An 18,740-nucleotide genomic window follows, 5' to 3' on the forward strand; every position below is an offset into this window, starting at 1 on the left:
AGCGCTAGGCTTTCTCTTTAGTCTCAACCTCTTGCGAGGGAGAATGGTGCGGCCGAGAAGACTCGAACTTCCACGTCCTTTCGGACACAACGACCTCAACGTTGCGCGTCTACCAGTTCCGCCACGGCCGCACGTGTTAGATGCCATCGGACGGGGCCGCTGGCTGGCAGGCGAGCGCCCCTAGCAAAGCGATCTGTGCGACGCAACCGGAGTTTATCGGGCGGCGCGTCCAGCGCCTGACCCGCAGGCGCTTCAGAATCTATTTGGAAATGCGCCACGGGCGCATTTCGCGGTGCCGGCCCGCATTGGGTGAACAGCGCCCCGCGCTGTTCAGGCCATGCCGGGGGCATGGCCGACCCAATGCGCCCCGACCCGGCCTCCCAATCAGGGTATTCTATGGGAGGCCGGGTGGGGGAGCGGGCCGGCACCGTCTTAAAACTCGCTCTACCGCGAGTTTTCAAACGGCCTCTCAGCCGCCGGTCGCGCTGCTCGAAAAGCTCAGCTTCATGTTCTTGGAATTGGCGGGGACGTCGAGCTTGCCGCTGTAGAAGTCGATTGTGCCGCCCGGTGCGATGGTCGGCTGGTCGGGCTTGATCACCCAGCTATAGACCATCCGGCCATCCTTGGGCGCGTCGTACAATTCGACCCGGATGTCGGGGATCGGCTGGCGCTCGGCGGTTGGATTGTGGATCTGGCCGCCGACCGCGAACAACTCGCTGCCGGTCGGCAGATCGCGCCGGTCGGGCTGCTTGACGTTGACGAAGGTCAGCGGCGTCTGGCCCCCGCCTGCCGGCATGCCCAGCCAGGTCGCGAAGCTGGGGACGTTGAGGAACAGCAAGGCGACGGCGGCGGCGAGCATCGCGACGCCGGCGGTCACCGCGGCGATCGTCCACAATCGGGCAGGGTTGCGGCGCGGCCGGAACGGCGGCTCGTGCGCGAAAGCGTCATAATCCGGGGCGATGTCGGCGCCCGGAGCCGCCTCGGCAGGCGACGGCGCGGCGATCGGCTGCGGAGCGGGGGGCACCGGCTCTGGCGCCACCACCGCCGCACCCGAAAGGTCGAGCGTCTCCGGCTGCTGGAACCAGCTATGCTTGCATTTGGCGCAGCGCACGGTGCGACCTTCGGGCCCGATCGCGGTGTCGGGGACGAGATAGCGCGTATGGCATTCGCTGCATTCGAGGATCATATCGGCGTCCGCAAAGGGCCAACACAAATGCCCCCGTCGCAAACCCTAAGCGGGCAAGGACAGTGCGGCAAGCCTGCCGATACGCACGCCCCGGCTTGAAGCGAGAACAGGTTACGTGCGATGGCGCTGGCGGGGCAGCGTACAAGCGGGTAGCAAACGCCGGCATGGCGAATATCGTGCAGTTCGAGGATGTGGGGCTGCGCTATCCCGCCAGCGACGTCGATACCTTGTCGGCGATCAACTTCACGCTTGCCTCGGGCGGCTTCTATTTCCTGACCGGCCAATCGGGGGCGGGCAAGACCTCCCTGCTCAAGCTGATCTACCTCGCCCAGCGCCCCTCCCATGGCGTGATCCGCTTGTTCGGTGAGGATGCCGGCGCCTTGCCGCGCAAGCGCCTGCCGGGCTTCAGGCGGCGGATCGGCGTCGTGTTCCAGGATTTCCGGCTGGTCCCGCATCTGTCGGCGTTCGACAATATCGCCTTGCCGCTGCGGCTCTCGGGAGTGCCCGAGAGCGATGTCGAGGCGCCGGTGCGCGAGATGCTGGCCTGGGTCGGCCTGTCGGAACGCAGCCATGCGCCGCCGCCGACCCTCTCCGGCGGCGAGCAACAGCGTATCGCGATCGCGCGCGCGGTGATCGGGCGGCCCGAAATCCTGGTCGCCGACGAGCCCACCGGCAACGTCGATCCCGATATGGCGGCGCGGCTGCTGCATCTGTTCGAATCGCTCAACCGGCTCGGCACGACAGTGGTGGTGGCGACGCACGATTTCCACCTGCTCGGGCGAATCCAGAACGCGCACATGATGCGGATCGAGGCCGGGCGGCTGCTCGATCCGACCGGCGCCTTGCGCAACCCGCCCAAGGCACCCGCCGCATGAGCGTGGCGATGTTCTCGACCGCCGCCGACCGCCGCGTGCTCGACGACCGCCGCGGCACGCGCGCGATGACCTGGATCATGGCGATCATGCTGTTCCTGACCGTGCTCGCGGCGGCGCTGGGGCTGGGCACGATCAACGCGGCGGGCGCACTCGATCGCGAGCTTGCCGGGCGCCTGACGGTGCAGGTCGTCGCAGCCGATCCAGCGGTGCGCGATCGCGATACCCAGATTGTGCTGGCGGCGTTGCGCGGGATGCCGGCGGTATCGCGGGCCGATCCGGTCGACCCGGCACGATTGACGGAATTGCTGCGCCCCTGGCTGGGGGATGCCTCGACCGACGCCGATGTGCCGCTGCCATCGCTGATCGACGTCACGCTGAGCGTACCGAGCGAAGAGGCCGCGGCGCGCGTCGCCGCGGCGGTTCGTGGCACTGCGGCGAGCGCGCGTGTCGACAGCCAGTCGCGCTGGCTGTCGCCGGTCGCAGATTTCATGCGGACGATGATCTATGCCGCGGCGGTGCTCGTCCTGCTGATGGCGGCGGCGACGACCGCGGTGGTGCTGCTCGCGGCGCGCGCGGGGCTGGAGACGCATCGCGACACGATCGCCATCCTCCATATGCTGGGGTCGACCGACGTGCAGGTCGCGCGGCTGTTCCAGCGGCGAATCGCGCTCGACACCATGGTCGGCGGCGTGATCGGGACGCTGGCGGCGATGCTGGCGATCTGGGCGGTTACCGGGCAGATGGCCGGCCTCGGCTCGCAATTGCTGTCGGGCGGCGTGCTGACGCGGGGCGATTGGGTGCTGATCGCGCTGTTGCCGCTGATCTTCGCGATAGTGGCGACGCTCGCCGCGCGGATCGCGGTGCTCGGTCGGCTGAGGCAAGTGCAGTGATCCGCCGCCTGATCGCCATCGTCGCGTTGGTCTATCTGCTCGGCTTCGTCCTTTACACGCTGACCCTGCCGCGGCCGCTGGAGGATATGAAGACCGACGCGATCGTCGTCCCGACCGGGGCGCCCGGCCGGATCGATCGCGGGTTGGCGCTGATCGCCGCACATCAGGCCAAAAGGCTATTGATCAGCGGTGCCGCCCCCGGCGTCCGGCCAATCGATTTGTCGATCAAGTACAAGGTCCCGTTGGGCGTCTTCGCGTGTTGCGTCGATCTTGGGCACGAGGCGGTCGACACGCGTTCGAACGGCGCGGAAACCGCCAAATGGGTGGGCGATCACGGCTATAAATCGGTGCGGCTGGTCACCTCGGACTGGCATGTGGCGCGCGCGCGGATGGAACTCGATGCGGCGCTGGCCAGCGACGTGACGGTGGTCGATGACGGCGTGCAGGGCGATGCCGAACTGGGCGTGCTGCTGGTCGAATATAACAAGCTGCTGTTGCGCCGCGTCGCCTTGTGGCTCGGGTTCGGGCAATGAGCGCGCGCCGGTGACTCTGTTGCGCAACGTGGCGTTCGCGATCGTTTTTTACGGCGTGTCGCTGCCGATCGTGCTGCTGGTGCCGTTCTCTGCGCTGTTCGGGCAGCGCGTGCTGATCGCTTACTCCCTGGCCTGGATGCGATTCCACCGCTGGTGCGTGCGCTGGCTGCTCGGCATCCGCGTCCGTTACGAAGGGCCACGGCCGTCGGGCCAGGTCTTCTATGCCGGCAAGCACCAGTCGCTGATGGAGCCGCTCGAGCTGGTGGCCGAACTCGGCGCGCCGGCACCGATCATGCGGCGCGAATTCGCGCGCATCCCGATCTGGGGCTGGGCGACGAAGCGCTACGGCGTGATCCTGGTCGATCGCGCTGCATCCTCCAAGGCGCTGCGCCAATTGATGCGGGAGGCCGAGGCGGCGCGGGCGAGCGGGCGGTCGGTGATGATCTTTCCCGAAGGCACCAGGGTGAAGCCGGGCGAGCAGCCCGAGCTGAAATCGGGGTTCGCCGGGCTCTACAAGATGCTTGGCCTGCCGGTGGTGCCGATCGCGACTGATGTCGGGAAATTGTGGCCGAAGGGCGGGCTGAAGCGCGCCGGGCTGGCGACGTTCCGCTTCGGTGAGGCGATCCCGCCGGGCTTGCCGCGCGCGGAGATCGAGAAGCGCGTGCATGCGGCAATCAACACGCTGGACGAACCCGCCTGAACCCCAATCGTCACCCCGGACTTGTTCCGGGGTCCAACGGGAGGCAGGCGTAAAGCAAGAGGTTGAAATTCCGCGCTGCAGGCACCTTGGACCCCGGCACAAGGCCGGGGTGACGAAGAGGATCAATCGTGCTGCCGCCCGAAGTCCGGCGCGGCGTCGTCCTGGCCCTGGTCGATGATCGAGCGGCGGATCGCGCGGGTACGCGTGAACAGGTCGAACAATTCGTCGCCCTTGCCCCAGCGGATCGCGCGCTGGAGCGAGGTCAGATCCTCGGTGAAGCGCTGCAGCATGTCGAGCACCGCCTCGCGGTTGCTCAGGAACACGTCGCGCCACATCGTCGGGTCCGACGCCGCGATACGGGTGAAGTCGCGAAAACCGCCGGCCGAATATTTGATCACTTCGGACCGGGTGACTTCCTCCATGTCCGACGCGGTGCCGACGATCGTATAAGCGATCAGATGCGGCAAATGGCTGGTGATCGCCAGCACGCGGTCATGGTGCTGCGCATCCATCATCTCGATCTCGGCGCCCAGCCGTCGCCAGAATTCGGCGACGCGCTCGACCGCTGCGGGATCGGCGCCCTCGGGCGGGGTCAGGATGCACCAGCGGCCGTGGAACAGGGTCGCGAAACCGGCCTCGGGGCCCGATCGCTCGGTGCCCGCTACGGGGTGAGCGGGAACGATGGTCGCGCCGGGGAGCGCGGCGCTCAGTGCCGCGAGCACGGTCCCCTTGGACGAGCCGACGTCGCTGACGATCGCATCGGCGGGAAGGTCATCGGCGATCGCTTCCGCCGCCGCGGCCATCGCGCCGACCGGGACGCAGAAGATCACCAGGTCGGCATCGGTCACCGCGGCGCCGGCAGTGTCGGCGACATCGTCGCAGAAACCGAGCGCGCGCGACGTTTCGCGGACTTGCGGATCCATATCGTGCCCGGTGACGCGCACGGTCGGCATGTCGGCCTTGATCGCGCGTGCGATCGACGAGCCGATCAGGCCCAATCCGATGATGGTGACGCGGGAGAAAGGCAGCATGGCAATCAGACCCTCACCCTTCCGGCGCTTCGCGCCTCCCTCCCTCTCCCGCATGCGGGAGAGGGAAGGGGCCCGCCGCCGAAGGCGGTGGGAAGGGTGAGGGTCTGTCGTACATTCGGCATCAGCCGGCCTTCCCGACCATCGCGCGCAATGCCGTAGCGACACCCCGCGTCTCGTCTTCGGTCCCCACCGTAATGCGCAATCCATGCGGCAGTCCCTGGCCGGGCAGCCAGCGGACGATATAGCCGGCGTCCATCAGGCCCTTATAGGCGGCCTCGGCGGTCAATTTGCCCTCGAACAGCACCAGCACGAAATTGGCTTGGCTCGGTACGGCGCGCAGCCCCGCATTGCCGAGCTGAGCGATCTCCTGCGAGAACCAGGCGCGCCATTTGGCATTGTGCGCCCGGGTGTGCTCGACGAACTCGGTGTCGCCCAACGCCGCGATCGCAGCCGCGGTGCCGGCGATGGTGATCGAGAAAGGCAGGCGGATACGGTGCATCGCCTCGATGATCGCAGGCGAGGCATAGCCCCAGCCGATCCGCTCGGCGGCGAGCCCGTACATCTTGGAGAAGGTGCGCGTGACGAGAACGTTGGGCGCGGTCTCGGCCAGCGCCATCCCGCCATCCTCGGCATCGCCCTCGATATATTCGGCATAAGCGTGGTCGAGCACGAGCAGGATATCGGGGCGCAGGCCGGCGTGCAGCCGGGCGATCTCTTCCTTGGTCGCGTAGGTGCCGGTCGGGTTGTTGGGATTGGCGATATAGACGATCTTGGTGCGCTCGGTGACGCAGGCCAGGATCGCGTCGACATCGGTGGCATAATCGCGATCGGGCGCGATCACCGGCACCGCGCCGACGCGCCGCGCCGCGATTTCATACACCGCGAAGCCGTAATGCACGAAGATGACCTCGTCGCCCGGCCCGGCGAACGCACCGGCGGCGAGGTGGAGCACTTCGTCCGAGCCGTTGCCATAGATGATCCGCGCCGGATCGAGCCCGTATTTGTCGGCAAGCACGTCGCGCAATTCGGTTCCGCTGGCATCGGGATAGCGTTCGAGACGGCTCGCCGCCGACAGGAACGCTTCACGCGCCTTGGGCGAGGTGCCCAAGGGGTTCTCGTTCGACGAAAGCTTGGCGACCTTGCGGCCGTCATCGGTGGTCGATCGCCCGGGGATATAAGGCGCGATCGCCATGATCCAGGGCTTGGGTTCAGGAGCGCTCATGATGACTGGCCTATGCGCAGGGCCCTGTCGCCTTGGCAAGATCAGTCCCCAGCCGCTATGCAGCAGGACCAGGGGGAAGGCGGATGCGGGGACCGACGGCATTCTGGCAGGCGCTCGAGGCGGCGCGGCGGGAGACTCTGCGCGAGCGCGGCGAGGCGACACCCGTGCCTGGCAGCGACGGGCAGACCCGACGGCAAGTGCTGCTCGCGCTGGCGGCGACGGCGGCGGCTGCGGCTTTGCCGCGCCCCGCCCGCGCGGCTGCGAGCAGCGCGCCGGTGGTCATCATCGGCGGCGGCATCGCCGGGCTGACCGCTTTGTGGCATTTGACCAAATCGGGAGTCGATGCGCGGCTTTACGAAGCGCGCACCCGGCTCGGCGGGCGGATGTACACCGCCAGGGCCAAAGGCGTGCCGTCGATCGAGATTGGCGGGCAATTGGTCAATACCGACCATGCCGACATGCACGCGCTCTGCCGCGAATTCGGCGTGCCGCTGATCGACCGCAAGGCCGGCCAGCATCGCGCGATGATCCTCGACGGCGCGCGTGAAGTGCCCGAAGGCAAATTGGTCGCTGGCCTGCGCGGCATTGCCGGCCAGATCGATGCCGATTCGGTGCGGCTCGACCAGAATTACGCCAAGGTGGCGGCCGAACTCGATCGGATGTCGTTCACCTCCTATCTCGACAAATATGCCCGGCTGATCCCCGAGCCCTGGGTGCGCCGCCTGATGGAAGCGACCGCGCGCACCGAATATGGCTGCGAGCCGGCCCAGGCCTCGGCGATCGAATTGGTGTTCAACCTGCCGACGATCGACGGGCGGCGGATCGACGTGCTGTCGCGCAGCGACGAACGCTATCTGATGGCGGGGGGCAGTTCGTCCTTGATCGAGGCGATGGCGGCGCGACTGGCGAGCCGCATCACCACCTATCGTCGCGCGGTGCGGATCGACCCGTCGGCAAGCGGCGCGCGCGTGGTCTTCTCCAATGGCGAAAGGATCGACGCGTCGGCAGTGATCGTCACCACGCCTGCCTCGATCATGAGCCGGATTGCCTATGGCGTGCCGCTGCCGCCTTTGTGGCGCCAGTTCATTGGCGAGGTCGGGCTGGGCAAGAACGGCAAGGTCCAGGCCGTGACCATTGCGCGGCCATGGGAAAAGTCGATCGGGCGGGGCGGTGAAATCTGGCAGACCGACCACGACGCCGGCGCATCGCTCGGCTGGGACGGTGGCGTGCGTCCGGCCGCGGGGCCGGGCAGCGTGTGGACGTGGTTCACCGGGGGCGACGAAGTGCTCGCCGCCGACCAGGCCGATCCGCGCGCGCTGGCGCTCAAGCTCGCGCGGCTGACGGAAAGCGGCGTGAAGGGGATGGGGGCTGCGACCGGCACGATTGTCCGCCGCACCAACTGGCATCTCGATCCCTTCTCGATGGGCGCGTATGTCAATTTCCGCCCGGGGCAATTGACCAAGTTCGCCGATTTGATCTGGACCGAAACCGACGGCATCGCCTCGACCCCGATGGGGGCCGGACCGGTGCATTTCGCGGGCGAGCATCTGTCGGATGCCTATCCCGGTTACATGAACGGCGGCGCGCAGACCGGACGGCTGGCGGCGCAATCGGTGATCGCCGCCCGGGCGCCTGCGAGAAGAATGGGGTAGTTAAATCCTTCCAAGCTTTGCTGAGTGACGGGCTATTGGGATGAAAGCCTGATCGTCACCCCAGCGAAAGCTGGGGTCTCCAGCCGTATCGCGATATTGCCTGAGATCCCAGCTTTCGCTGGGATGACGGGTGAATCTTCCCCTCCACCAGCCTTGGGCTGTTCCCCTCCCCCGCCTGCGATGGGGAGGATTTGCGCCCGTAAGGCTTGGACAGGCGCCCTTTTCCCACTAACCGCATCTCCATGACCGACGATCAGCGCTTCGGCCTGTCGCGCCACGTGACCTTGCCGGGGCCGCTCCGCCTCGACGGGGGCGTGCTGCTGTCGCCGGTCGATATCGCCTATGAGACGTACGGCACGCTGGCCCCCGACGGGTCGAACGCGGTCCTGATCTGCCACGCGCTGACCGGCGACCAATATGTCGCGAGCGACCATCCGATCACCGGCAAGCCGGGCTGGTGGACGCGGATGGTCGGGCCCGGCAAGCCGATCGACCCCGCGCGCCACTTCATCGTCTGCGCCAATGTGCTCGGCAGCTGCATGGGGTCGTCGGGCCCGGCGACGGTCAATCTCGCGACGGGCTGTCCCGCGGCGATGAGCTTCCCGGTCATCACGATTCGCGACATGGTCCGCGCGCAGGCGATGCTGCTCGACCATCTCGGGGTCGGCACCGTCACCCTGGTCGGTGGGTCGATGGGCGGGATGCAGGCGCTAAGCTGGGCGGCGACCTACCCCGATCGCGTGACCAAGGCCGTGGTGATCGCCTCGACCGCGCGCCACACCGCGCAGAATATCGCGTTTCACGAAGTCGGCCGTCAGGCGATCATGGCCGACCCCAATTGGCGCGGTGGCGATTATTACGGCGAAGGCGATCCGCCCGCGGCCGGGCTCGCGGTGGCGCGGATGGCGGCGCACATCACCTATCTGTCCGAAGCCGGGCTGACCGAGAAGTTCGGCCGGCGGCTGCAGGCGCGCGAAGCCAAGTCGTTCGGCTTCGACGCCGACTTCCAGGTCGAAAGCTATCTGCGCCACCAGGGGCTGAGCTTCACCGACCGGTTCGACGCCAATTCCTATCTCTATATCACCCGGGCGATGGATTATTTCGACCTGGCCGAGGAGCATGGCGGTCTGCTGGCGAATGCCTTCAAGGGGAGCCGGACGCGGTTCGCCTTGGTCAGCTTCGACACCGACTGGCTCTATCCGACTCCCGAATCGCGCGCGATCGTCCACGCCCTCAACGCGGCCGGCGCGGCGGTGAGCTTCGTCGAGTTGAGCAGTCCGTTCGGGCACGACGCCTTTTTGCTCGACGCGCCCGAACTCAACCGCGTGGTCGACGGCTTCCTGAGGGCGGCACTGTGATCGAACTTTCCGACGACAAGGCGCGGCTCGATGTGGCGCGGGTGCATGCATGGCTCGCCTCGAGCTATTGGTCGCCCGGGATTGAGCGCGCGCTGGTCGAACGCGCGATCGCCGGGTCGCATTGCCTCGGCGCCTACAGCCAGGGCGAGCAGGTCGGCTATGCGCGGATGATCACCGACCACGCGACTTTCGCCTGGCTGGCCGATGTCTGGGTCGATGAGCGCGCGCGCGGGCAGGGTGTGGCGCGCGCGATGGTCAAGTGGTTCGTCGATCATCCCGACTTTGCCGGTATCCGGCGGATGGCGCTCGTCACCGCCGATGCGCATGGCGTGTACGAGGCGCTGGGCTTCCACGCCTTGATACGGCCGGGCCGCTATATGGAGCGGCTGGCGCCGGGGTTTGCCGACGCGTTGCGGGCGACGCCCGAATGAGCTTGCGTCCCGACCTCGCGGTGATCGCCGCCAATGTCGCGCCGGGCAGCCGCGTGCTCGATATCGGCTGCGGCGACGGCGAACTGATGGCGGCGTTGCGCGACGAGAAGCAGGTCGATGCGCGCGGGCTCGAACTCGACGCCGGCGATGTGGCGGGCGCGGTCGCGCGCGGGCTGTCGGTAGTGCAGGGCGATGCCGATACCGACCTTGCCGATTATCCCGACGACAGTTTCGATTACGCCATCCTCAGCCAGACCCTGCAGACGACGCGCGCGCCCGATGTCGTGCTCGAACATCTACTGCGGATCGGGCGGCACGCTTTCGTGTCCTTCCCCAATTTCGCGCATTGGCGGGTACGCGCGTCGCTCCTTTGGGGCGGACGGATGCCGGTGACGCGGCTGCTGCCGGTCGCCTGGTACGCGACGCCCAACATCCACCACGTCACGATCGACGATTTCCGCGCGCTATTGAATGAGCGCGGCATCACCGTCGAGGGCGCGTGGTTCCTGTCAGGCGATCAGCGCACGAGTGCCACGATGGCGAACCTGCTCGCCGAGCATGCGGTGTTCTTGCTGAAAAGGTAGCGGCGGTTGCCGGATCGAACCCGTGCTCCTGCTCGCGCAGAAGCACGAATATCGATGCGTTCCGATCCTAGAACGGTACGTCGTCGTCAAGATCGTCCGAGAAGCCGCCACGAGCGCCGCTGCTGCCGCCGCCGCCGCCGAAGGCGCTACCGCCACCGCTCGGCGCGTCGGCGAATTCGTCGCGGCCGCTCGAGAAGCCACCGCCGCCACTGCCACCGGAACCACCGCCGCCGCCCGGCGCGCCGTCGAGCATCGTCAGGACACTATTGAAGCCCTGCAGCACGATCTCGGTCGAATAACGGTCCTTACCGTCCTGGTCCTGCCATTTGCGGGTCTGCAGCGCGCCCTCGATATAGACTTTCGAGCCCTTGCGCAGATAGCGCTCGGCGACATTGGCCAGGCCTTCGCTGAAGACCTTGACCGTATGCCATTCGGTGCGCTCCTTGCGCTCGCCCGAATTGCGGTCCTTCCACTGTTCCGACGTCGCGATGCGCAGCTCGACGACCTTGCCGCCGTTCTGGAAAGTACGGCTCTCGGGATCGCGCCCGAGATTGCCGACGAGAATGACCTTGTTGACGCTGCCCGCCATGAAATTCGCCCTAGCCTAGAGGCCGGCGAGTGTCGCCAGCCAGTATGTGATTCCGGCCATGATGTAGGCAAGCAGGAACAAATAGCCAACCATGAAAGCGGGCCATCGCCACCCGTTTGTCTCTCGTCTGGTGACCGCGATGGTCGAGATGCATTGCGGCGCGAACACGAACCACATGAGGAACGCGAGGGCGGTGGCCAGGCTCCAGCGCTTGTGGAGAGTCTGCGCCATTTTGGTTTCATCGTCGCCGCCCGACGTGTCGATGGCATAAACGGTGCCCAGCGCGGCGACCGATACTTCGCGCGCCGCCATGGCCGGTATCAGCGCCAGCACGATGTCGCGATTGAAGCCGATCGGGCGGAACGCCGGCTCGATCGCATTGGCGATGCGGCCGGCGACCGAATAATTGACCTGGCTGACTTGGCTGTCCTTGGGCACTTGCGGGAAGGACAGCATCGCCCACAGCACGATCGTGGTGAAGGCGATCGTCGTGCCGGCGCGCTTGAGGAAGATCTCGGCGCGGCTCCATAGCCCGATCGCGAGGTCGCGCACGCTCGGCAACTGGTATTTGGGCATCTCCATCATGAAGCCCGACGAGGCGCCCTTGGTCACCGTGCGGCGCAGGACCAAAGCGACGACGAACGCGCCGGCTACCCCCATGATGTACAGGCCGAGCATGACCAGCCCCTGCAGCCCGACGAACGGCAGCACGCGGACATTGGGGATCATCGCCCCGATCACCAACGTATAGACCGGCAGCCGCGCCGAACAGGTCATCAGCGGCGCGATCAGGATCGTGGTCAGGCGGTCCTTCTCGTCCTCGATCGTGCGCGTCGACATGATCCCGGGGACGGCACAGGCGAAGCTGGAGAGGAGGGGAATGAAGGCGCGCCCCGACAGCCCGACGCTCGCCATGATCCGGTCCATCAGGAACGCGGCGCGGACCATATAGCCGCTCGCTTCCAGCACCAGGATGAAGAAGAACATGATCAGGATCTGGGGCAGGAACTTGATGACGGCGCCCACGCCCGCGATCGCGCCATCGGTGATCAGCGACCGCAGGATCGAATCGGGCATGACTTGCTTGACCAGCCCGGCGAGCCAGTCGAATCCGCTGGCGATCGCTTCGGCCGGTGCCGCGCCGGCGAAGAACACCGCCTGGAACATCACGAACAGCACGACGAACAACAGCAGCACGCCGAACACCGGATGCAGCGCGACCGAATCGAGCATGTGCGTCCAGCGCCGCACCGGGGTTTCCGAGATCGTCGCCGCCATCGCGATCTGACGCGCGCGGCGCTGCAAGGTGGCGATGTCGGCATGGAGCACCGGGTCGCTCGGGCGCAATGCCGTCGCCCCCGGCGTGGCGAGATCGGCCAGCGCTTCCTTGAGCTCGTCGATCCCGCGCTTGCGCACCGCGACCGTGGGAATGACGGGAACGCCGAGCTCGCGCGCCAGCGCTTGCGGATCGAGCTTGAGGCCGTCGCGCTCGGCGAGGTCGAACATGTTGAGCGCGACCACCACCGGCAAGCCGAGCGCGATCAACTGGAGCGTGAAGCGCAGATGGTTGTCGAGGTTGGAAGCATCGACCACCACGATGATCGCATCGGGCAACCGCTCGCCCGCCTGCGTGCCGGTGACGACGTCGCGGGTGACGCGCTCGTCGGGGCTCGACGGTTCGAGGCTGTAGGTGCCGGGCAAATCGAGCAATTCGACCGGACGGCCATCGGGCAGCGCCATCCGGCCGGCGTGGCGCTCGACGGTCACGCCGGGATAATTGCCGACCTTTTGCCGCGCGCCGGTCAGCGCGTTGAACAGCGCGCTCTTGCCGGCATTGGGGTTGCCGACCAACGCGACCAGCGGCGCGGGGTTCATCCTGGTGGCTAGCTGGTCAGCGGATCGACGTGGATTGCGCCGGCGACGCGGCGGCGCAGCGCCACGGTCATGCGTCCGATCCGGCACGCGATCGGCCCGCCGCCGATCCGCGCGCGGTGCAGCACTTCGATCCCGACGCCTTCATCGAAGCCGAGTTCGCGCAGCCGCCGGCCCTCGGGCGCGGTCAGCCGATCCCAGGCAATACCCGCGACGGTGGCGCGCTGGCGCTGGGGAAGTTGTTCAAGGCTGAGCGGAATCGTCGCCATGGCGACTCACCTAGAGGTACTGCGAGTGATTATCAATAACGTTCTTTACGTATTGCGCTGGATTCCCTCTCCCCTTGTGGGAGAGGGAAGGGGCCCGCGCGCGCAGCGCGTGGGAAGGGTGAGGGGGACTCACAGGCGATATCGCTCGTGACTCCCCCTCATCCTTCCGGCGCTTCGCGCCTCCCTCCCGCATCAGGTAAACAGCGCCCCGCGCTGTTTAGGTCATGCCGGGGGCATGACCGACCTGATGCGCCCACAAGGGGAGAAGGAATTTTCGCGTCCTTAGCGCCTCTGCGCGAACCACATTCAATCGCTCTTCGCGCCTCCGCGCCTCCGCGTGAATCAATCAAACCGCCGGATACCGCAGCCGCCCGAGGAAGCGCGAGAGACTGGGCCGATGCTCGATCCGCCCGAGGAACTGCGCCTTGGCTTTCTCGAACCGCATGATTCCCTCGATCCGCCGCGCCAGGAAAGCGCGCGTATCGGCCTGGCCTTCGCTCTCGTCGTCGAGGAACACGGTGATCGTCGCGGCATAGACGCCGCCCAGCATCGCGCGCTTGGTATAGTGATTGTAATCGGTCGCGGTGTCGCCGGCGGCGCGCCACATCAGGTCGGCGGCGCGCCAGCCGAGCTTCGCGCCATGCGCGACATTGGTCGGCATCGCCAGGATCGCGAGCGCGCGGCGCAACGTCTCGCGATGCGCGGCGAGCAAATCGAGCCGCGCCTCGACCAGCGCGGCGATCTTCTCGCGCACTTTCATCTTGGCCAACGTTTCGGGCGGCAGCGTCTCGACCATTCCCCGGTCGATACTCGCGAACCAGGCGTCGATCATCGCGGTGGCATCGGGCAGCGCCAGTAGCGCCACGTCGCGATCGACGCTGAGCTGGTCGGCCGCCATGTCGCGCGCCGCCGCTTTCCAGCCGTCGAACGCGGCATTGTCGGCGACGAGCGGGGCGAGCGCCTCGCGGATTTCGTCGAGCGTCGGATCTGCAGAAAGGGTCATGGCGCGCTTATGCTCCTGCCGTACCCTCGGGGGCAAGCTCGGCGGCGTCCTTGCGCTCGCCGCGGACCAGCACCAGCGCCACCGCGACGGCGACCGCGCCGATCATGTCGACCCCGTCGAGCCGCTCGCCATAGCCGATCCAGCCGATCGTCGCCGCCATCACCGGCTGCGTCAGCAAGGCGATGCCGATCACCATCGGCGACATCTGGCCGAGCGCGAAGATCATCAGCCCCTGGCCGATGATCTGGCTCGACAGCGCCATCAGCACCAGCGGCGTCCAATTGTGCGGCATCACTTGCTCGCCGAGCAGATTGGCGAAGACCAGCAGCGGCAACAGGCTGGCCAGGGTCGACAAGGTGAGCGCGGGGATCGGCGCCATCGTGTCGCGCACCTTCGCCATGATCGCGAAATAGATCGTGTAGAGAATCCCCGCGAGCAGGCAGAGCAGGTCGCCGGCCAGATGCGTTGGCGCGATCTGCATCGACCGCCCCATCAGCAGCCCCGCCCCAGCCAGCGCGAGAAGCAGCGCGAACCCCTGCGTCCTGGACGGCCAGGCGCGGGCGATCAGGAAGCCATAGACCGGATAGAACAGAGTCGTCGAATTGCCGAACAGGGTCGCATTGGCGAGTTGGGTCTTGAGGATGCCGACATGCCAGGCCGCGAGGTCGCCGGCAAAGCACAGTCCGCCGGCCCCGATCGCCCACCACACGCCGCGGCTGATCCCGGTCGGCCGCCAGCCGGTAGCGAACGCCGCCCCGAGCAACACTGGCGCCGCCAGCGCGATACGCCAGAACGCGGCGGCGACCGGCCCGACATCGCTCATCCGCACGAAAACCGGGCCGACGCTCAACAGGATATTGGCGAGGATCAGTGCCGCGAAAGCAAAAGGATGGGCAGCGACGCTTTTGCCGTCCGAAGCTTTTCTTGTTGCGCTTTCCCGGTGCATGCGGCCCCATAACACCTATCTGCGCCGCGTCCGCAAAGAAGTCCTTTCGGGAGGTTATCCGCATATGCCGACGTTGTTCGATCCTATCCAGCTTGGCGATATCGCCGCCAGCAACCGCATCCTGATGTCGCCGCTGACGCGCGGCCGCTCGACCGCCGAGCATGTGCCGACCGACATCATGATCGACTATTATCGCCAGCGCGCCGGCGCCGGCGTGATCATCACCGAAGGCACCGGCGTCAGCCGGCTCGGCCTGGGCTGGCCCAACGCGCCAGGCTTGTGGACTGATGCGCAGGTCGAGGCGTGGAAGCCGGTGACCGCCGCAGTGCATGAGGCGGGCGGCAAGATCGTCGCGCAGATCTGGCATATGGGCCGGCTCGCGCGGCCCGACGTGACGGGCCTGCAGCCGTTGTCGTCCTCGGTGACGCGCGCGCCCTATCACAAGGAGGACAACCCCTATCAGGAAGCGCGCGCCGCGACGCTCGACGACATCAAGCGCGCCCAGGACGAATATGCCACCGCGGCGCGCAACGCGATCGCCGCCGGGTTCGACGGGGTCCAGCTGCACGGCGCGAACGGCTATCTGATCGACCAGTTCCTGCGCGACAACACCAACTTCCGCGACGACGATTATGGCGGCAGCCCGGAAAACCGCATCCGCTTCATGAAGGAAGCGGTCCAGGCGGTGATCGCCGAAGTCGGCGCCGGTCGCACCGCGATCCGCCTGTCGCCCAATGGCGAGACGCAGGGCGCCGACGACAGCAATCCGGAAGCGGTGTTCGTGCCGGCGGCGAAAGTGCTCAACGACCTCGGCATCGCCTTCCTCGAACTGCGCGAGCTGTCGCCGGCGGGGACGTTCGGCGCGTCGGAAGTGCCCAAGCTGAGCCCGAAGATCCGCGAGGTGTTCGCGCGGCCGCTGATCCTCAACCAGGATTATACGGTCGAGGGTGCGCAGGCCGATGTCGCCTCGGGTCTCGCCGACGGCATCTCGTTCGGGCGCAAGTTCATCGCCAACCCTGACCTGGTCGACCGCTTCCGCCGCGGCGCGGAACTCAACGCCGACGACTTCAAGACCTGGTACACGCCGGGGCCGGAGGGATATATCGATTACCCGGCGTTGGAGCAGCAGGCAGCGGAGTAGGCCTAGCTAAATCTCCCCCAGCTTGCCTCGGGGGCATCGCGAAGCGATGGTGGAGGGGGCCCGCCGACGCACCGGCAGGGTCCCCTTCGCATGATGGCTTTGAGCCGTTTCCATCGTAAGCGGGGCCACATGAGCGAAGTCGACCCGGCGCGTGTCGGGCGCAGCGCTATCACGAAATCATCTTCCTGCCGCTCCCCACGATATAGTCGGGTGCAATTCCTACCTATTGGCCGCGCCACCCGACCCGCTATGCTGCTCGGGTCCATTGGGGGGATGGTATGGGGTTGATTCGCAGAGGACTGGCCGCACTTTTCGCTCTGGCCGCGCTGACGACAATGCCGGCGGTCGCGGAAGGACATGGCGGCAGGGACAATGTATTACTACGCGCGGCGGACGCGTTGCAGGCCAAGGATTATGCCAAGGCGGCGCCTCTGCTCGAAAAGGGCTGCGACATGGGGTCGGCCGCCGCCTGTGGAGAGCTCGGAGTACTCTATCATGACGGCAGCGGCGTCCAGAAGGACGACACACGTTCCGCCACGCTGTTCAGCAAGGCATGTGATCTCGGCCTGGCGCTCGGCTGCACCAATGCCGGCTGGGCGAACGAGAGCGGCGTAGGAACCGCGAAGGACGAAACCCGCGCATCGGACCTCTACACCAAGGCGTGCGATGCCAATGAAATGCAGGGCTGCTACAATCTTGCCGGTCTCTATATGGACGGGCGCGGCGTGTCGCAGGATCAGAAACGCGCCGCCAAGCTCTATGACAAGACTTGCGCGCACGACCCCAAGATGGGGTGTCTCCCCCTCGCCGGCCTGCTCGTCATCGGTAAGGACGTGCCGTCTGATATCGTAAAGGCTAAGACCCTTTATGTGCAGGCCTGTGACAGCGGGCAATTCGCGGGCTGTTACGCGATCGGCCAGCTTTATGGCCGGGGCCTCGGCGTCATTCGCGATGACGCCTTGGCCGCCCAATTCTACACCAAGGCGTGCGATGGCGGCCTTGCCATGGCTTGTTCCGATCTCGGTGTGCTCAACGCCGAGGGTAACGGTCTGGCCCACGACCAGGCGCGCGCCGTCGATCTGTTCCGCAAGGCTTGCGATCTGGGCGAGCAGACCGCCTGCGCCAATCTCGGCAAGGCCTATGCCGACGGTAGCGGACTCCCCCGCGATTATGCTCGCGCGGTGGAATTGGGCACCAAGGCCTGTGACACCAGCGCCGCTTATGGCTGTGTCCTTCTCGGGCGTTTATATTCGATGGGCCAGGGCGTTCCCCAGGACAAGTCGCGCGCCCTCGCTCTCTATGCCAAGGCATGCGACGGCGGCGAGCTTCAGGGATGCGTGAACCAGGCCGTTTTCTATGCCGCGGGCACCACGGTCCCGCGCGATCCGGCCCGCGCCGCGACGCTGTATACGCGCGCCTGTGACGGCGGCGTGACGCTGGGCTGCTACAATCTCGGCGTAGCCTATGCGAAAGGTCTGGGTGTCGCGATCGACTGGAAAAGAGCGGCCGACCTGTTCGTCAAGGCCTGCAATAATGGCGAGATGCACAGCTGCTATAATCTCGGCATCATCTATCAGAATGGCGAGGGGGTCACGCGAAGCACGGTGGAGGCGAACGCACTGTACGATCGGGCCTGCGCCGCTGGCCTGGCGGATGCTTGTTTCAACGCGTCAACGCTGACCACCGATCGCGACGCGATCATTGCGCTGCTGCGCCGCGCGCTGAAAGCCGATCCCGGGTTCACCAAGGCACGTACCGCGTTGGTCAAGATGGGGGTGAAGGCCTGATCCCTGCTCTCGCGTGACGTGAGCGCGGCTTGCTGATAGCGTCGCTGCCATGGACGCGGTGGGCATTATCGGGCTCGCAGCCAGCATCAGCCTGTTGAGTGGATGGCGGTTGTATCTCTGCGTGTTCGCCACCGGGCTCGCGATGCATTTCGGCTGGATCGCGCTGCCGCACCAACTCCACAGCCTCGACGTGCTGGCCAATTGGTGGGTGATCGGCGCCGCGGGCGTTGGCGCGCTGGCCGAATTCTTCGCCGACAAGGTGATGTGGGTCGATAGCGCCTGGGACGCGGTCCACACCTTGGTCCGTCCGATCGGCGGCGCGTTGCTCGCGCTGGCGATCGTCGATCCGCACGACGCCAAATGGCAGGTGATCGCCTTGCTGCTCGGCGGCGGCGCGGCGTTGCTGACGCATGGTGCCAAGGCCGGGACACGCGCGGCCGTCAACGCCAGTCCCGAGCCGTTCAGCAATATCGCGGTGTCGGCCGGCGAGGATGTCGCGACGACTGGTTTGCTCGTGGCGGCGATCGCCAGCCCCTGGGCGGCGGTGGTGATCGCGGTGCTGGTGCTGGCCGCGGCGGTCGCGATGCTGCTCGTGCTTCGCCACGCCTTCAGGCGGCTGTTCCCGAAGAAACAACCGCCCGCATCGACCTAGTTCCCGTGTTCCTGCGAAA

Annotated in this window: 19 protein-coding genes and 1 tRNA gene; 11 read left to right on the top strand and 9 right to left on the bottom strand. The window is 66.7% G+C overall.

Annotation, left to right across the window (positions count from 1 at the left end; translation table 11 throughout):
- Nucleotides 1-44: 44 nt before the first annotated feature.
- Nucleotides 45-131: transfer RNA gene (locus tag AC1DSD_RS20905), tRNA-Leu, on the bottom strand.
- A gap of 338 nt (nt 132-469) precedes the next feature.
- Nucleotides 470-1,186, bottom strand: a complete 717-nt coding sequence (locus AC1DSD_RS20910) for a zinc-ribbon domain-containing protein (protein ID WP_478032796.1) — start codon at nt 1,184-1,186, stop codon at nt 470-472.
- A 164-nt stretch (nt 1,187-1,350) separates the two neighbouring features.
- Here AC1DSD_RS20910 and ftsE point away from each other — a divergent pair, with 164 nt between their 5' ends.
- Genes ftsE through AC1DSD_RS20930 form a run of 4 tightly spaced genes read left to right on the top strand, consistent with a single transcriptional unit; the run spans nt 1,351 to nt 4,184 of the window.
- Nucleotides 1,351-2,061, top strand: a complete 711-nt coding sequence (gene ftsE, locus AC1DSD_RS20915) for a cell division ATP-binding protein FtsE (RefSeq protein ID WP_478032797.1) — start codon at nt 1,351-1,353, stop codon at nt 2,059-2,061.
- Nucleotides 2,058-2,951: a cell division protein FtsX gene (locus AC1DSD_RS20920; RefSeq protein ID WP_478032799.1), complete on the top strand. Its 894-nt coding sequence runs from the start codon at nt 2,058-2,060 to the stop codon at nt 2,949-2,951. The genes ftsE and AC1DSD_RS20920 overlap by 4 nt, the downstream gene beginning before the upstream one ends.
- On the top strand, nt 2,948-3,484 hold the full coding sequence (locus tag AC1DSD_RS20925) for a YdcF family protein (RefSeq protein WP_478032800.1): 537 nt from the start codon (nt 2,948-2,950) through the stop codon (nt 3,482-3,484). The genes AC1DSD_RS20920 and AC1DSD_RS20925 overlap by 4 nt, the downstream gene beginning before the upstream one ends.
- Nucleotides 3,485-3,494: 10 nt before the next feature.
- Nucleotides 3,495-4,184, top strand: a complete 690-nt coding sequence (locus tag AC1DSD_RS20930; protein WP_478032802.1) for a lysophospholipid acyltransferase family protein — start codon at nt 3,495-3,497, stop codon at nt 4,182-4,184.
- 122 nt (nt 4,185-4,306) lie between these two features.
- On the opposite strand, the gene AC1DSD_RS20935 is transcribed toward AC1DSD_RS20930, so the two are convergent.
- Nucleotides 4,307-5,215: a prephenate/arogenate dehydrogenase family protein gene (locus AC1DSD_RS20935; RefSeq protein WP_478032804.1), complete on the bottom strand. Its 909-nt coding sequence runs from the start codon at nt 5,213-5,215 to the stop codon at nt 4,307-4,309.
- 121 nt (nt 5,216-5,336) lie between these two features.
- Nucleotides 5,337-6,437, bottom strand: a complete 1,101-nt coding sequence (gene hisC, locus AC1DSD_RS20940) for a histidinol-phosphate transaminase (protein WP_478032806.1) — start codon at nt 6,435-6,437, stop codon at nt 5,337-5,339.
- Nucleotides 6,438-6,520: 83 nt separating this feature from the next.
- On the opposite strand from hisC, the gene AC1DSD_RS20945 reads away from it, so the two are divergent.
- The 4 genes from AC1DSD_RS20945 (at nt 6,521) to metW (ending at nt 10,462) form a co-directional block, all read left to right on the top strand.
- Nucleotides 6,521-8,089 carry a flavin monoamine oxidase family protein gene (locus AC1DSD_RS20945; protein WP_478032808.1) on the top strand — a complete coding sequence of 523 codons (1,569 nt, stop codon included), beginning with the start codon at nt 6,521-6,523 and terminating at the stop codon, nt 8,087-8,089.
- Between the two features lie 242 nt (nt 8,090-8,331).
- A complete protein-coding gene (gene metX / locus AC1DSD_RS20950) occupies nt 8,332-9,447 on the top strand; it encodes a homoserine O-acetyltransferase MetX (protein ID WP_478032810.1) in 1,116 nt (371 codons plus the stop codon).
- Entirely contained in the window at nt 9,444-9,878 is a 435-nt protein-coding gene (locus AC1DSD_RS20955; protein ID WP_478032811.1) for a GNAT family N-acetyltransferase, read from the top strand. The genes metX and AC1DSD_RS20955 overlap by 4 nt, the downstream gene beginning before the upstream one ends.
- Nucleotides 9,875-10,462: a methionine biosynthesis protein MetW gene (gene metW, locus AC1DSD_RS20960; RefSeq protein ID WP_478032812.1), complete on the top strand. Its 588-nt coding sequence runs from the start codon at nt 9,875-9,877 to the stop codon at nt 10,460-10,462. Before AC1DSD_RS20955 ends, metW begins: the two co-directional genes overlap by 4 nt.
- 67 nt (nt 10,463-10,529) lie before the next feature.
- Here metW and ssb read toward each other — a convergent pair whose 3' ends face one another.
- From ssb to AC1DSD_RS20985, 5 genes are all read right to left on the bottom strand, one after another.
- Nucleotides 10,530-11,051: a single-stranded DNA-binding protein gene (gene ssb / locus AC1DSD_RS20965; protein ID WP_478032813.1), complete on the bottom strand. Its 522-nt coding sequence runs from the start codon at nt 11,049-11,051 to the stop codon at nt 10,530-10,532.
- A gap of 15 nt (nt 11,052-11,066) precedes the next feature.
- On the bottom strand, nt 11,067-12,926 hold the full coding sequence (feoB, locus tag AC1DSD_RS20970) for a ferrous iron transporter B (protein WP_478032815.1): 1,860 nt from the start codon (nt 12,924-12,926) through the stop codon (nt 11,067-11,069).
- Nucleotides 12,927-12,934: 8 nt separating this feature from the next.
- Nucleotides 12,935-13,192, bottom strand: a complete 258-nt coding sequence (locus tag AC1DSD_RS20975; RefSeq protein WP_478032817.1) for a FeoA family protein — start codon at nt 13,190-13,192, stop codon at nt 12,935-12,937.
- 346 nt (nt 13,193-13,538) lie between these two features.
- The gene (locus AC1DSD_RS20980) at nt 13,539-14,195 is read right to left on the bottom strand and encodes a COQ9 family protein (protein WP_478032818.1); all 657 of its coding nucleotides are present in this window, start codon (nt 14,193-14,195) and stop codon (nt 13,539-13,541) included.
- A gap of 7 nt (nt 14,196-14,202) precedes the next feature.
- On the bottom strand, nt 14,203-15,141 hold the full coding sequence (locus AC1DSD_RS20985) for a DMT family transporter (RefSeq protein WP_478032820.1): 939 nt from the start codon (nt 15,139-15,141) through the stop codon (nt 14,203-14,205).
- 64 nt (nt 15,142-15,205) lie between these two features.
- Between AC1DSD_RS20985 and AC1DSD_RS20990 the strand changes: the two genes are divergently transcribed.
- The 3 genes from AC1DSD_RS20990 to AC1DSD_RS21000 all read left to right on the top strand — a co-directional run bounded on the left by AC1DSD_RS20990 (nt 15,206) and on the right by AC1DSD_RS21000 (nt 18,721).
- Nucleotides 15,206-16,282, top strand: coding sequence for an alkene reductase (locus AC1DSD_RS20990; RefSeq protein ID WP_478032822.1), 1,077 nt, complete (start codon nt 15,206-15,208; stop codon nt 16,280-16,282).
- A gap of 278 nt (nt 16,283-16,560) precedes the next feature.
- Complete coding sequence (locus AC1DSD_RS20995) at nt 16,561-18,069, top strand: tetratricopeptide repeat protein (protein ID WP_478032824.1); 1,509 nt, start codon at nt 16,561-16,563, stop codon at nt 18,067-18,069.
- 49 nt (nt 18,070-18,118) lie between these two features.
- Nucleotides 18,119-18,721, top strand: coding sequence for a DUF4126 domain-containing protein (locus AC1DSD_RS21000; RefSeq protein WP_478032826.1), 603 nt, complete (start codon nt 18,119-18,121; stop codon nt 18,719-18,721).
- Nucleotides 18,722-18,740: the final 19 nt, after the last annotated feature.

It is taken from the genome of Sphingomonas sp. P4_D12, from assembly GCF_056401895.1.